Origin of the sequence: Streptomyces sp. NPDC087215 (assembly GCF_044744885.1) — a bacterium.
GTDB lineage: Bacteria > Actinomycetota > Actinomycetes > Streptomycetales > Streptomycetaceae > Streptomyces.
Genome location: NZ_JBIUZD010000005.1, coordinates 367,701 through 380,801, shown reverse-complemented (window position 1 = coordinate 380,801; position 13,101 = coordinate 367,701). Strand labels below are relative to the sequence as shown.

At 73.0% G+C, this 13,101-nt stretch carries 12 protein-coding genes; 8 read left to right on the top strand and 4 right to left on the bottom strand.

Annotated elements, in window-relative coordinates:
- Positions 1-3 precede the first annotated feature (3 nt).
- Positions 4-1,335, bottom strand: a complete 1,332-nt coding sequence (gene aroA, locus ACIO92_RS17045; RefSeq protein WP_366440213.1) for a 3-phosphoshikimate 1-carboxyvinyltransferase — start codon at positions 1,333-1,335, stop codon at positions 4-6.
- Positions 1,336-1,355: 20 nt separating this feature from the next.
- On the bottom strand, positions 1,356-2,039 hold the full coding sequence (locus tag ACIO92_RS17040) for a M50 family metallopeptidase (protein WP_366440214.1): 684 nt from the start codon (positions 2,037-2,039) through the stop codon (positions 1,356-1,358).
- A gap of 48 nt (positions 2,040-2,087) precedes the next feature.
- On the opposite strand from ACIO92_RS17040, the gene ACIO92_RS17035 reads away from it, so the two are divergent.
- The 8 genes from ACIO92_RS17035 (at position 2,088) to def (ending at position 9,607) form a co-directional block, all read left to right on the top strand.
- Positions 2,088-3,005, top strand: coding sequence for an SOS response-associated peptidase (locus tag ACIO92_RS17035; RefSeq protein WP_402281643.1), 918 nt, complete (start codon positions 2,088-2,090; stop codon positions 3,003-3,005).
- A 158-nt stretch (positions 3,006-3,163) separates the two neighbouring features.
- Positions 3,164-3,823, top strand: coding sequence for an alpha/beta family hydrolase (locus tag ACIO92_RS17030; protein WP_366440216.1), 660 nt, complete (start codon positions 3,164-3,166; stop codon positions 3,821-3,823).
- Between the two features lie 245 nt (positions 3,824-4,068).
- Positions 4,069-4,725: a sigma-70 family RNA polymerase sigma factor gene (locus ACIO92_RS17025; protein WP_366440317.1), complete on the top strand. Its 657-nt coding sequence runs from the start codon at positions 4,069-4,071 to the stop codon at positions 4,723-4,725.
- Positions 4,722-5,039, top strand: a complete 318-nt coding sequence (rsrA, locus tag ACIO92_RS17020) for a mycothiol system anti-sigma-R factor (protein WP_351781714.1) — start codon at positions 4,722-4,724, stop codon at positions 5,037-5,039. The genes ACIO92_RS17025 and rsrA overlap by 4 nt, the downstream gene beginning before the upstream one ends.
- A gap of 151 nt (positions 5,040-5,190) precedes the next feature.
- Positions 5,191-6,561, top strand: a complete 1,371-nt coding sequence (locus tag ACIO92_RS17015; protein ID WP_366440318.1) for an HD-GYP domain-containing protein — start codon at positions 5,191-5,193, stop codon at positions 6,559-6,561.
- Complete coding sequence (locus ACIO92_RS17010; protein WP_366440217.1) at positions 6,558-7,844, top strand: HD domain-containing protein; 1,287 nt, start codon at positions 6,558-6,560, stop codon at positions 7,842-7,844. Before ACIO92_RS17015 ends, ACIO92_RS17010 begins: the two co-directional genes overlap by 4 nt.
- A gap of 79 nt (positions 7,845-7,923) precedes the next feature.
- Positions 7,924-8,904 (top strand): hypothetical protein, encoded by a 981-nt coding sequence (locus tag ACIO92_RS17005; protein WP_366440218.1) that lies wholly within the window; start codon positions 7,924-7,926, stop codon positions 8,902-8,904.
- A 67-nt stretch (positions 8,905-8,971) separates the two neighbouring features.
- Positions 8,972-9,607, top strand: a complete 636-nt coding sequence (def, locus tag ACIO92_RS17000) for a peptide deformylase (RefSeq protein ID WP_366440219.1) — start codon at positions 8,972-8,974, stop codon at positions 9,605-9,607.
- A 69-nt stretch (positions 9,608-9,676) separates the two neighbouring features.
- Here the strand turns inward: def and ACIO92_RS16995 are convergent, their stop codons facing one another.
- The gene (locus tag ACIO92_RS16995) at positions 9,677-10,690 is read right to left on the bottom strand and encodes a ribonucleotide-diphosphate reductase subunit beta (RefSeq protein WP_366440220.1); all 1,014 of its coding nucleotides are present in this window, start codon (positions 10,688-10,690) and stop codon (positions 9,677-9,679) included.
- On the bottom strand, positions 10,690-13,065 hold the full coding sequence (locus ACIO92_RS16990; RefSeq protein WP_366440221.1) for a ribonucleoside-diphosphate reductase subunit alpha: 2,376 nt from the start codon (positions 13,063-13,065) through the stop codon (positions 10,690-10,692). The genes ACIO92_RS16995 and ACIO92_RS16990 overlap by 1 nt, the downstream gene beginning before the upstream one ends.
- Positions 13,066-13,101 lie beyond the last annotated feature (36 nt).

Sequence of the window (13,101 nt, the reverse complement as noted above, 5' to 3'; positions counted from 1 at the left end):
GGATCAGACTCCGAGCATTTCGGTCCACATCCCGGGGAAGTCCGGCAAGGTCTTCGCCGTCGTCGCCACGTCCTCGATCTCCACGCCCTCGACGGCGAGCCCGATGACCGCGCCCGCCGTCGCCATGCGGTGGTCGTGGTACGTGCGGAAGACCCCGCCGTGCAGCGGGCGCGGGCGGATGTGGAGACCGTCCTCGGTCTCGGTCACGTCGCCGCCCAGCTCGTTGATCTCCTTGGTGAGCGCCGCGAGCCGGTCCGTCTCGTGCAGCCGCAGATGGGCCACGCCCCGCAGGACCGAAGGGGAGTCCGCGAGGGCCGCGACCGCCGCGATGCCGGGCGTCAGCTCGCCGACCTCGCCCAGGTCCACGTCGATGCCGTGGATCCGGCCCGTGCCGGTGAACGTGAGCCCCGCGTCGGTCAGCTCGCAGGAGCCGCCCATCGCGGTGAAGATCTCCCGCAGCGCGTCGCCGGGCTGGGTGGTCCGCGCGGGCCAGTCCGGGACCGTCACCCGGCCGCCGGTGATCAGGGCCGCCGCCAGGAACGGCTGCGCGTTCGACAGGTCCGGCTCGACGACCAGGTCCCGGCCGCGCAGCGCGGACGGCGTCACCCGCCACACGTCCGGCTCGCCGCCGTGCTCCGGCTCGTCGACCATCGCGCCGACCGCGCGGAGCATGTCCACCGTCATCCGGATGTGCGGCATCGACGGCAGCCGGGTGCCCACGTGCCGCACCTCGACGCCCTGGTTGAAGCGGGGGGCGGAGAGCAGCAGGGCGCTCACGAACTGGGAGGACGACGAGGCGTCGATCTCGACCGTGCCGCCGTCCAGACCGCCGGAGCCGTGCACCGTCAGCGGCAGGGCGCCGCGGCCCCCGTCGTCGACGCGGGCGCCGAGCACGCGCAGCGCGTCGATCACCCCGTGCAGCGGGCGCTCGTGGGAACGGGGGTCGCCGTCGAAGCGGACCGGTCCGTCGGCGAGCGCCGCGACCGGGGGCAGGAAGCGCATCACTGTACCGGCGTTGCCGACGTCGACGGAGGCCGGGCCGCGCAGCGGGCCGGGCACGATCCGCCAGGCCTCGCCGGTGCCGTCCGGGCCCACGCCCTCCTCGATGCCGACACCGAGGGTGCGCAGCGCCTCGGCCATCAGCAGGGTGTCGCGGGAGCGCAGCGGGCGGCGCAGCCAGCCGGGCTCGGCGGCCAGCGCGGCGAGGACCAGGGCGCGGTTGGTGACCGACTTGGAGCCGGGCACGGTGACGGTCGCGTCGACGGCGCCGCGCGCGTACGGGGCGGGCCAGAGGTCGGTGGGCGGGTCGGTGTGCGCGGGGGTCACTGCGGTCATGGGCTCACTGTACGGGGGTGTCAGAGACCCAGGAGCCAGCGCCCGCCGCCGATCAGGGCGGAGATCGCGACCACGTGGAAGAAGAGGAGCCACACCCCGGCGGGCACCTGGGTGAGCCGGGCGAGCTGGTCCGCGTCCGAGTCGGGCGCGCCGCCGTGCCGTCGCTTCGCCTGGAGCTCGAAGGCCGGGCGGACACCGCCGATCAGCAGGAACCACACCACCGCGCAGGCGAACGCCGACCGGACCTCGGGGGAGCCGAGCCAGGAGACGAGGAGGAAGGCGCCGCCGGTGAGGAGGACGGTGAGGACGCCGTACGCGTTGCGGACCATCACGAGGAGGGCCAGCAGCAGCGCCGTCGCGCTCCACAGCAGCAGCGTCACCCGGTGGGTGCCGATCAGGGCGGCGCCGCCGAGGCCGAGCAGGGGGGCCGCCGGATAGCCCGCGGCCAGGGTGAGGACCACGCCGATTCCGGTCGGGCGGCCCCGGGTCACGGTCAGTCCGCTGGTGTCCGAGTGCAGCCGGATCGCTTCGAGGCGGCGGCCGGTGACCAGGGCGACGAGCCCGTGGCCGCCCTCGTGGGCGATGGTGATCGCGTTGCGCGCGGGCAGCCAGAGGCCCCGGATCACGGTGACGGCGAGGGCGGCGGCACCGGTGACGATCACCAGCCATTCGGCCGGGGCGGCCTGGATACGGAAGGGGTCCATGGTGCGGGCCGCTCCTCTGGGGTCGTGGATCGTGGCAGTGTGGCACGTATGTGCGGAAGGTATGCGGCCAGTCGGCGGCCCGAGGACCTCGTCGACGTGTTCGGCATAGAGCGGGGCGTCCCCCCGGCGCGGACGGCGCCGGGGACTCCGGGTACTCCGAGAGCTTCGGTGACCGAGGGGACTTCGGGGACTTCGGGGACTTCGGGAACTTCGGGGAGGGAGCCGGAGGAGACCCTGGCCCCCGACTGGAACGTGGCCCCCACCAAAGAGGTCTGGGCCGTTCTGGAACGTCCTCTGAAAGACGCGGGACAGCCGCGTCCGGTTCGCCAGCTGCGGGTACTGAAGTGGGGCCTGGTGCCGTCCTGGGCGAAGTCCCCGGAGGGCGCGGCCCGGATGATCAACGCGCGCGCGGAGACCGTCGAGGAGAAGCCGTCCTTCAAACGGGCGTTCGCCGCCCGCCGCTGCATCCTGCCCGCCGACGGCTACTACGAATGGGTGACCGGGGCGGACGAGCGGGACCTGGAGGTCGAGGGGAGGCGGAAGCGCCCCCGCAAGCAGCCGTACTTCGTGACCCCCTCGGACGGGTCGGTCTTCGCGATGGCGGGGATATACGAGTTCTGGCGCGACCCCACGCTCCCCGCCGGGCATCCCGCCGCGTGGTGGGCGACCTGCTCGGTGATCACCACGGAGGCGGAGACCGGCCCGCTGGGGGTCGCCCCCGCCGAGGGTCCGCACTCGCTCGCCGACATCCACCCCCGGATGCCGCTGATGCTCACCGAGGACCGGTGGGACGCCTGGCTCGACCCGGCGCGCACCCACCCGGAGGAGCTGCGCGGACTGCTGACCCCGCCGCCGGAGGGCCTGATGCGGGCCTATCCGGTGTCCACCGCCGTCAGCAACGTCCGGAACAACGGCCCGGAACTTCTGACCGAACTGGAGGGCCCGGAGGAGGCCACGCTGTTCTGAGCCGTCGGCCCGTCGGCCTGAGCCGTGGGACACGGGACGGGGCCCGCACGGCGGGTGGCCCCGGCCCCGCCCGCCCCGGGCCCGTACGGCCCGGAGCCGCGTCCGGAGTCGCCGCCGCGCACCGGCGTCCCCGCCCGTCCGCGCGGCAGGATGGCCCCGTGAGCACCGAAGACGCCCCGCGGGGCACGACACGGACCGAGACGGTTCCCACCGACGCCGGGGACGCCCGCGTCACCTGGTACGAGGGGGCCGACCCGTGGGCGGTCCTCGCCCTCGGCCACGGCGCGGGCGGCGGGATCGGGGCCCGTGACCTGGCGGCCCTCGCGGCGGCGCTGCCCGGCGGCGGCGTGAGCGTCGCCCTCGTCGAACAGCCCTGGCGGGTCGCGGGCAAGAAGGTCGCCCCCGCCCCGAAGACCCTCGACACCGGCTGGCGCGGCCTCTGGCCCGCCCTCGCCCGGCCCGGCCTCCCCGTGGTCGCGGGCGGCCGGAGCGCGGGCGCCCGGGTCGCCTGCCGCACCGGCCGCGAGCTCGGCGCCGACGCCGTCCTCGCGCTCAGCTTCCCGCTCCACCCGCCGGGCCGGCCCGAACGGTCCCGCGCCGGTGAACTCCTCGGCACCGGCCTGCCGACGCTCGTCGTCCAGGGCGGCAACGACCCCTTCGGCCGCCCCGCCGAGTTCCCGGACGGCCCCCACCGCCTCCTGGAGATCCCGTACGGGGACCACGGCTTCGCCCTGCCCCGGAAGGCCCCCCTCGGCCAGGAGGAGGCCATGGGGCTGCTCGTGACCGGAATCACCGAGTGGATCTCCGCACGGCGCTGACGCCCGGGGGAATGCCGGACGGGGGGCCGCTGTTGTTCGGGGCGTCGGTGTGAGAACGAAGACAAGAGGGAGTCCGTCGCATGGGTTCGACCATCTGCCCGGAGCGTGCGAAGGCCGCTGACCTCGACTGGACAGTGCTGACCTCGCCCAAGAGCGGCCCGATTCGGGCGGCGGGCGGAGCGGTTCCTCGTCTATCCTCCGAAACGAGCGGGTCCGCCCTCGGACTCGCCGCCGCGCTGGAGGAGGTGGGTCCGGTCACCGGTACCGACACAGGGACCGAGGAAGGCCCCGAGGAGACGACCGCGGAGCGCAACGCGCGCTTCGAGCGGGACGCCCTCGGCTACCTGGACCAGATGTACTCCGCCGCACTGCGCATGACGCGCAACCCGGCGGACGCCGAGGACCTGGTGCAGGAGACCTATGCCAAGGCGTACGGCTCCTTCCACCAGTTCCGCGAGGGAACCAACCTCAAGGCGTGGCTCTACCGCATCCTCACCAACACCTTCATCAACTCGTACCGCAAGAAGCAGCGCGAGCCCCAGCGCAGCGCCGCCGAGGAGATCGAGGACTGGCAGCTCGCCCGCGCCGAGTCGCACATGTCGACCGGGCTGCGCTCCGCCGAGTCCCAGGCGCTCGACCACCTTCCCGACTCCGACGTGAAGGCGGCCCTCCAGGCGATTCCCGAGGAGTTCCGCATCGCCGTCTATCTCGCGGACGTCGAGGGCTTTGCGTACAAGGAGATCGCGGACATCATGGGGACTCCCATCGGTACGGTGATGTCCCGACTGCACCGGGGCCGCCGCCAGTTGCGCGGAATGCTGGAGGACTACGCCCGCGACCGCGGGCTCGTCCCCGCGGGCGCCGGGGAGTCGTCGCACGATCTGAAAGGCTCGGGCTCATGAGCTGCGGAGATCCGCACGAGACGGATTGCTCGGAAGTCCTCGACCATCTCTACGAGTTCCTCGACCACGAGATGCCCGACAGTGACTGCACCAAGTTCGAGGTGCACTTCGAGGAGTGCTCCCCCTGCCTGGAGAAGTACGGCCTCGAACAGGCGGTGAAGAAGCTCGTCAAGCGCTGCTGCGGCAGCGACGACGTCCCCACCGACCTGCGGGCCAAGGTGATGGGCCGGATCGACCTCATCCGCTCCGGACACCTGGTCCCCGAGCAGGAGATCGCGCCGATCGTCCCCACGACTCCGGCCACACAGGAGTAGCACCCCGCGCACCCGCACCGCCCGAGGGCCGCCGTGACACGATCACGGCGGCCTCCTCCGTACATCGGCTTGTATCACCCGATGGTGCGAACTCCTCGCCACAGACCCGCCACGGGCCGCCCCGATCGCTACCGTGACGGGGATGATCGGCGTGAAGGCCATTCCACGAGCGGCCCGCGTGTACATCGGCTGCGCCCTGCTCGGTACCGGGGCCTGCGTCCTGCCCGCACTCCGCCCCGGCGCCACCACCCCCTGGGGCACGGTCGCGCTCCTCGCCGCCCTGTACGCGCTCTGCGAACTCCCCGCCCGCTGCCGGCTCCCCGGCCGCGGCCTCGGCGGCCCGCTCCCCCTGGGCGCCGGTTCCTTCTTCCCCGTCCTGCTCGCCGCCGCGTTCCTCCTGCCGCCCGCCGCCGCCGCGCTCACCGCCCTGCCCGGGAGCCTCCTGGCCCGCGTCGACGAAGCCCCCGCCGCCCCCCGCCGCGTCTGGCGGGCCGCCGCCACCAGCCTGGCCGTCTACGCGGCCGCCCATACCGCCGACACTCTGAGCTGCGGAAACGCCCTCGGAGGGAAATACCGGGCCCCCGACCTCCCCTACGCGCTGCTGCCCGCGACCGCCGCCTCGCTCAGCTTCTGCCTGGTCCTCACCGCCCTCGACGGCGGCATCCGCGCCACCGCCGACGGCCTCACCGCCCGCGCCGCCTGGCGCGGACTCCTCGGCCGGGCCCTGGCCCCGCACACCGTCCACGGCCTCGCCGGACTCATGATGGCCGTCCTCTGGCGCAGCTCGTACGGGCCCGTCGCCGCGCTCTTCGTCCTGCTGCCCATGTACATCTCCTGCTGGGTCTTCACCCAGTACCACCGCGAACGCGCCGCCCACCAGGCCACCATCCGCGCCCTCGTCCAGGCCGTCGACATCAAGGACCGCTACACCCGGGGCCACAGCGAACGCGTCGGCCACGCCTCCTTCCTCATCGCCCGCGAACTCGGCATGTCCGAGGACCGCCTCGACACCGTCCGCTTCGCGGGCATCCTCCACGACGTCGGCAAGCTCGGCGTGCCCACCCGGGTGCTCCGCAAGGACGGCCCGCTCACCCCCGAGGAACGCCGGATCATCGAACTCCACCCCGAGTACGGCCACGAGATGGTCCGGGGCATCGGCTTCCTCGGCGAGGCGCGCGCCGCGATCCTCCACCACCACGAACGCATGGACGGCAACGGCTACCCCTACGGGCTGCGCGGCGAGGAGATCCCCGAGTACGCCCGGGTCGTCGCCGTCGCGGACTCCTTCGACGCCATGACCTCCACCCGTTCCTACAGCCGCGCCCGGCCCGTGCCGACCGCCGTCGCCGAACTCGAACGCTGCGCCGGGACCCAGTTCGACCCCCGGATGGTCGCCGCCCTCGTCCGCGCCCTCGACCGCTACGGCTGGCAGCCCGCCGTCACCTCCGACGAGACCGCCCCCGAGGGGAACGTGCCACCCGCGCGCGACCCCGTCACCCCCCGCCCCAAGGAGCGCGCGTGAGACGCCCGCGCCCCGGCGCCGTCACCCTCGGCGCCGTCCACGGCGCCGCACTCCTCCTCGGCCTCGCCGGACTCGCCGCCACGCTCTGGCACGGCGTCGACGAACCCCGCAACGCCCTCGCCTTCGGCGCCCTCGTCACCCTCGGTGAACTCGTCCGCTGGGGCGCCGTCCCCACCCCGCCCGACGAGCCCGAGGAACGGGAACCCGCGCCGCTGGCCGCCGCGGGCGCCCTCGCCTACGCCCTGCTCGGCGCGAGCGCCGGGACCGAGACCACCCACGACGTCCTCCAGATCGTCGCCGTCGTCACCGCCGCGGGCCTCGCCGGGATCGTCCCCCACATCGCCCTGGGCCGGGACCCCCGCCCCGACCACCTCGCCCGCCGCGTCCTCACCGTCGGCTTCGCCGCCCTCTGCTTCCAGCCCCTCTACAACACGGGGACCGCCGTCACCCACCTCGGCCAGGGCCCCCAGTACGCCCTCTTCCTCCTCCTGCTGCTCGTCCTCACCGCCCTCTGCGACGCCGTGCTCGCCGCGCTCCTGCTCCGCGCCCGTACGGGATTCCCTTACGGGCCCCTCCTCCGCGACGAACTGCGCGCCCTCCTCGGCATCGGCTCCGCCGTCTGCGCCACCGGCGCCGTCATGGCGCTCGGCGTGGCCGCCGCCGGACTCTGGGCGCTGCCCGTGCTCGCCGTACCGCCGCTGCTCACCCAGGTCTCCTTCCAGCGGTACGCGGCGGTCCGCACGATCAACCGGCAGACCATCGCCTCCCTCGCCCGCGCCACCGAGATCGCGGGCTGCACCCCGCCCGGCCACGCCCACCGGGTCGCCGCCCTCAGCGCGGCCGTCGGACGCGAGCTGGGGCTCTCCGGCGCCGAGCTGACCGTCCTGGAGCACGCCGCCCTCATGCACGACATCGGACAGCTCTCCCTGGTCGACCCGGTCGCGGGCGGCGCCACCGCGCTCCTGCCCGCCGAGGAACAGCGCCGGATCGCCCTCCTCGGCGGTGAGGTCGTGCGCAGGACCGGGGTCCCCGGGGCCGTCGCCGTCGTGGTGGAACGGCAGGCCGACCCGTACCGGGAGCAGCCGCTGCCCGCCCGGATCGTGCGCGCGGTGAACGCCTACGACGACCTCGCGGGCGACGGGCCCGCGACCGCCGCCCTCGACGCCCTGGAGCGGCTCAGACTCGGCACCGCCCGCGACTACCACCCGGACGTCGTCGAATGCCTGGCCAGGGTCCTGGCCCGGGGCGGAGCGGCTGGGGTGACCTCGGCCGTCCCTGGGTAACCCATGGGTAATGAGCGCGCGTCCGACCGGGCATGGTTGGATGCGAACAAGAGGGTGAAGCGACCGGCAGGCGGGAATCGTGAAGATCTTCGGGAAGGTACGGCATCGGCCCTCCGCCTCGTGGCGGCAGGCCACCGACCGCGCGTTCACGCTGATCGGCGACGGACGGTACGAGGACGCGGGAGCGCTGCTCACCCGTGCGGCGGACCTGGAGCCCTGGCTCTCCGAGTCCTGGTTCAACCTGGCGCTGCTGCACAAGTTCCGGCACGACTGGGAGCAGGCGCGGGCCGCCGGGCTCCGCGCGGTCGCCCTCCTCGACAAGGAGACCGGCGCCCCGGACTGGTGGAACGTGGGGATCGCGGCCACCGCGCTCCAGGACTGGCCGCTGGCCCGCCGCGCCTGGCAGGCGTACGGGTTGAAGGTGCCGGGCGCCGCCGCGGGCACCGGTGAGCCCGCCGGGATGGAGCTGGGCAGCGCCGCCGTCCGGCTCTCGCCGGAGGGCGAGGCGGAGGTCGTGTGGGGCCGCAGGCTCGACCCGGCCCGGATCGAGGTCCTGTCCATCCCGCTGCCGTCGTCCGGGCGCCGCTGGGGCGAGGTCGTCCTGCACGACGGGGTGCCGCACGGTGAGCGGACCACCACCGCGGGCCCCTCCTATCCGGTCTTCGACGAGATCGAGCTGTGGGCGCCGTCGCCCGTCCCCACCTGGGTGGTGCTCCTGGAGGCGGCCACCGAGGCCGACCGGGACGCCCTGGAGCTGCTGGCCGCGGAGGCGGGCTTCGCCGCCGAGGACTGGTCGTCCTCGGTGCGGCTGCTCTGCCGCGCCTGCTCGGAGTCGACGATGCCGAGCGCCGAGGGCGAGGGCGAGCACTCCGACCCGCACGACCACAGCGAGCCTGGGCACCCCGGGCCGCTGGGCCACCGCTCGCCGGGCGAGCTGTGGGTGCCGGAGCGCGAGTGCGGCATCGCGGCCCCGCCGGGCCTGGTGCGGGGACTCCTCGACGGCTGGGCCGCGGACAGTCCCGACAGCCGTGAATGGCGGGATCTCGAAGAGGTCTGCTGAGCGTCCGCCGTCGGGCCCGTAGGCTGTCCTCCGACGGAATCGGGTTTTCAGAAGGGCGCGGCCGGACATGGCGCAGCAGGAGACGGACGAGCAGACGCGGATCAACGACGGCTACGTCGTGGACACGGAGGACTGCGAGGCGCGTGAGCTCGCCCACCGCGAGCGCGGCACGGCCCGCCCGATCACGGTGGTCGGGAACCCGGTGCTGCACAAGGAGTGCAAGGACGTCACCGAGTTCGACGACTCGCTCGCCGCGCTGATCGACGACATGTTCGCCAGCCAGAAGGCCGCCGAGGGCGTGGGCCTGGCCGCGAACCAGATCGGTGTGGACCTCAAGGTCTTCGTCTACGACTGCCCCGACGACGAGGGCGTCCGGCACACCGGCGTCGTGATCAACCCGGTCCTCCAGGAACTCCCGGCGGAGCTGCGCGTCCTGGACGAGTCCAACGAGGGCTGCCTCTCGGTCCCGACGGCCTACGCCGAACTGGCCCGCCCGGACCACGCGGAGGTCCACGGCCAGGACGCCCAGGGCAACCCGATCAAGGTCAGGGGCACCGGCTACTTCGCCCGCTGCCTCCAGCACGAGACGGACCACCTGTACGGCTACCTGTACATCGACCGCCTCTCCAAGCGCGACCGCAAGGACGCCCTCCGCCAGATGGAAGAGGGCACCCCGCGCTACGAGACGGTTCCGAACGCCTGACCCTCCGGTGGTACCGGAAAGGGCCCCGCACTCCGAGGAGTGCGGGGCCCTTTCCCGTGCCGTACGGGACTAGAAGTCCTCGTCCAGGTCCACCGAGCCCTCGACCGCCACCTGGTAGGCGGACGGGCGGCGTTCGAAGAAGTTGGTGAGTTCCTGGACGCCCTGGAGTTCCATGAAGGCGAACGGGTTCTCGGAGCCGTAGACCGGGGGGAAGCCCAGGCGCTGGAGGCGCTGGTCGGCGACGCACTGGAGGTACTCGCGCATCGACTCGGTGTTCATGCCGGGCAGGCCCTCGCCGCACAGGTCGCGGCCGAACTGCAGCTCCGCCTCGACGGCCTCCCTCAGCATGTCCGTGACCTGCTGCTGGAGGGCGTCGTCGAAGAGCTCCGGCTCCTCCTTGCGGACGGTGTCCACGACCTCGAAGGCGAAGTTCATGTGCATCGTCTCGTCGCGGAACACCCAGTTGGTGCCGGTGGCCAGGCCGTGCAGCAGGCCGCGGGACCGGAACCAGTACACGTAGGCGAAGGCGCCGTAGAAGAACAGGCCCTCGATGCACGCGGCGAAGCAGATCAGGTTCAGCAGGAAGCGGCGGCGGTCGGAGGCCGTCTCCAGCCGGTCGATCTTCTCGACCGAGTCCATCCACTTGAAGCAGAACTGCGCCTTCTCGCGGATCGACGGGATGTTCTCCACCGCGTCGAAGGCCGCCGCGCGGTCCGCCGGGTCGGGCAGGTACGTGTCCAGGAGGGTCAGGTAGAACTGGACGTGCACGGCCTCCTCGAAGAGCTGGCGCGAGAGGTAGAGCCGCGCCTCGGGGGAGTTGATGTGCTTGTACAGCGTCAGGACCAGGTTGTTCGACACGATCGAGTCGCCGGTCGCGAAGAACGCGACGAGCCGGCCGATCATGTGCTGCTCACCCGGGGTGAGCTTGGCGAGGTCGGCGACGTCCGAGTGGAGGTCGACCTCCTCGACGGTCCAGGTGTTCTTGATCGCGTCCCGGTAGCGCTCGTAGAAGTCCGGGTAGCGCATCGGGCGGAGGGTCAGCTCGAAGCCCGGGTCGAGGAGGTTCTTCTGTTCGTCGCTCATTACTGGCAGGCCTCGCAGGACTCGGGGTTTTCCAGGGAGCAGGCGACCGCGTCGGGGTCGGCGGCCTGCTGGACGGGGATGGTGGCCGGGGCGGCGGCCGACGCCTGGGCGGCGCGGGCGATCCGGGTGGCCGGACGGGAGCGCAGGTAGTACGTCGTCTTCAGGCCCTGCTTCCAGGCGTACGCGTACATCGACGACAGCTTGCCGATGGTGGGCGTCTCCAGGAACAGGTTCAGCGACTGCGACTGGTCCAGGAACGGGGTCCGGGCGGCGGCCATGTCGATCAGGCCGCGCTGCGGGATCTCCCAGGCGGTGCGGTACAGCTCGCGCACCTCGGCCGGGACCCAGCTGAAGCCCGCGACGGAGCCGTTGGCGTCGCGCAGCGCCTCACGGGTCGGCGCGTCCCACACGCCGAGCCGCTTCAGCTCGTCGACCAGGTAGGAGTTGACCTGGAGGAACTCGCCGGACAGCGTCTCGCGCTTGAACAGGTTGGAGACCTGCGGCTCGATGCACTCGTAGACACCGGCGATCGACGCGATGGTCGCGGTCGGCGCGATGGCGAGGAGGAGGCTGTTGCGCATCCCGGTGACGGCGATCCGCGCGCGCAGCGCCGTCCAGCGCTCCGGCCAGTTCAGCTCCACGTCGTAGTGGTCCGGGTGCAGCACGCCCCGGGCGGTACGGGTGGCCTCCCAGGCGGGGACCGGGCCGTTGCGCTCGGCGAGGTCGGCGGACGCCTCGTACGCGGCGAGCATGATCCGCTCGGCGATACGGGTGGAGAGCGCGCGGGCCTCGGGGGAGTCGAACGGCAGCTTCAGCTGGAAGAAGACGTCCTGGAGGCCCATCGCGCCCAGGCCCACCGGCCGCCAGCGGGCGTTGGAGCGGCCCGCCTGCTCGGTCGGGTAGAAGTTGATGTCGACGACCCGGTCGAGGAAGGTGACGGCCGTGCGGACGGTGGCGTCCAGCCGCTCCCAGTCGATGCCGCCGTCGGCGACGAACGAGCCGAGGTTGACCGAGCCGAGGTTGCAGACGGCGGTCTCGCCGTCGTCGGTGACCTCCAGGATCTCCGTGCAGAGGTTGGAGGAGTGGACGGTGTGACCGGGCAGGGCGGTCTGGTTGGCCGTCCGGTTCGAGGCGTCCTTGAAGGTCATCCAGCCGTTGCCGGTCTGGGCCAGGGTCCGCATCATCCGGCCGTACAGGTCACGGGCGGGCATGGTCTTGCGGGCCAGACCGGCCGCCTCGGCCTCGCGGTAGGCGGCGTCGAACTCCTCGCCCCACAGGTCGACCAGCTCGGGCACGTCCGCCGGGGAGAACAGCGACCACTCGGCGTCCGCGTTGACCCGGCGCATGAACTCGTCCGGGATCCAGTGCGCCAGGTTCAGGTTGTGGGTGCGGCGCTGGTCCTCGCCGGTGTTGTCGCGGAGCTCCAGGAACTCCTCGATGTCGGCGTGCCAGGTCTCCAGGTAGACGGCGGCGGCGCCCTTGCGGCGACCGCCCTGGTTCACGGCGGCGACGGAGGCGTCGAGGGTCTTCAGGAACGGCACGATGCCGTTGGAGTGCCCGTTGGTGCCGCGGATCAGCGAGCCCCGGGCGCGGATGCGGGAGTACGAGAGCCCGATGCCGCCGGCGTGCTTGGAGAGCCGCGCGACCTGGTGGTAGCGGTCGTAGATGGAGTCCAGCTCGTCCTGCGGGGAGTCGAGCAGGTAGCAGGAGGACATCTGCGGGTGGCGGGTGCCGGAGTTGAAGAGCGTCGGGGAGGACGGCAGGTAGTCGAGGCGGCTCATCAGACCGTAGAGGGCCGCGACCTCGTCGAGGGCGCGGGAGCCGTCGTCCTCGGCGAGACCGCAGGCCACGCGCAGCATGAAGTGCTGGGGGGTCTCGATCACCTTGCGGGTGATCGGGTGGCGCAGCAGGTAGCGCGAGTAGAGGGTCCGCAGGCCGAAGTAGCCGAAGCGGTCGTCGCCCGCCGGGTCGATCGTCGCGTCGAGCCGGTCGGCGTGGGCGGCGACGAGCTCGGCGGTGCGGTCGGCGATCAGGCCCTCGCGGTGGCCGACGGCCACGGACGCGGAGAAGGCCACGGAACCCTGGGAGGCGGCCTCGTCGGCGATGGTGATCGTCAGGAGCCGGGCGGCGAGCCGGGAGTACGCGGGGTCCTCGGCGATCAGCCCGGCGGCCGCCTCGGTGGCCAGCTCGCGCAGCTCCGCCTCGTCCGCGGCGGCGCTGCGGCCGCGGAGCGCGGCGGCGGCGACCTTGCCGGGGTCGGTGTCGGGGAGGTCGGCGGTGAGGGCGGTCAGGGTCCGCAGCAGCACGGTCCCGGGGGCGTCGCTCTCGATCGCGGAAGCCTCGGCGGACGCCGGATGGGCGGGCGCGATGGTCACGTGGGGGCTCTCCCTCGCTCGGCTCGGGGCCGCGGC